The sequence below is a fragment of the Bacillus sp. GMs2/2 genome (assembly GCF_050172095.1).
Taxonomy (GTDB): domain Bacteria; phylum Bacillota; class Bacilli; order Bacillales; family Bacillaceae_G; genus Bacillus_A; species Bacillus_A cereus.
In genome coordinates this window covers 1-1001 of sequence record NZ_JBNLYE010000753.1, presented here as the reverse complement: position 1 = coordinate 1001, position 1001 = coordinate 1, and the positions used below count along the sequence as shown (strand labels likewise).

Below are 1001 nucleotides of genomic sequence, written 5' to 3'. Positions count from 1 at the left end.
CCTGTCCATCCTTTGAATCGCATATACATATACATACCCGCTGTTGTGAAAATAATAAATAAGAGAGCGATTAAATAGCTATATTTCCATTCTAGTTCAGGCATGTATTTAAAATTCATACCCCATAATGCTCCTAAGGCTGTCAAAGGCGTACTCACAGCAGTTAATACAGTAAGAGCTTTCATAATTTCATTCCCACGATGAGAAGAAACAACTTCTTGCAAATGAATCATCGTGTCTAATTCTTCTTGGTACTCTTTAACAAGTTGTAATCCACGCTCTAATTTTACGTGTGTTTGTTTATAACAAAGGGTGTTTGTTAGTTTTTCTAACCAAGCTTCCTCCAAGCCTTGTAACACTTCTTGTATTAAGCGAAACACATGTGTGTTCATAAATAATTCATGACGAATATGATAAATCCTTTCTAAAACTGCTATGTTATTATGATGATAAAAATCCCATAACACATTTCTGAAATTGTTTTCAAAATAGTCAACCTTTCGTAAATAGTGAGATATAAATATCGATAAGATGGCACATAGTCCTTCAGCGGAACTATTACAATTTTTTATACCTACAGGGAAATTATGTATTAATTCTTGAAAATCTTCTTCCTCTTTTTCTTGGACCGTTATCAGTATCCCATGAGCTACGAAATAATGAAGAAATTTTTGAATTTTGGCGTCCTTTTTATCTTGATCATATAAAAACGAACCATATACACAAGTTTGACTTGGTGATAACGTATAAACATATAATCCATTTTCACAAGGAGAACTTATTTTCTTTACAAATTGAGAGAAATAAGATGTTACATCACGGGGGATTATAGAAGAAATTTCTTCAAGCTCACTAGTTTTCACATGATACCAACTCCATTTCGTCATTTTTATGCATTCCATATTATTCTTCCTTTCTAAATAGTTTTATGTTTGATCGAATCATATCCGTAATATGAAATTTGTATGTAGGTATCCATATCTTGGAGGAAAAGTTTTTAA

General features: G+C 31.9%; 1 protein-coding gene. It reads right to left on the bottom strand.

The genetic code is table 11. From position 1 onward, the window contains the following. A partial coding sequence (locus ACQGS6_RS29275; RefSeq protein WP_426966096.1) for a magnesium transporter CorA family protein occupies nt 1-902 on the bottom strand: 902 nt, incomplete at its 3' end. Nucleotides 903-1001 lie beyond the last annotated feature (99 nt).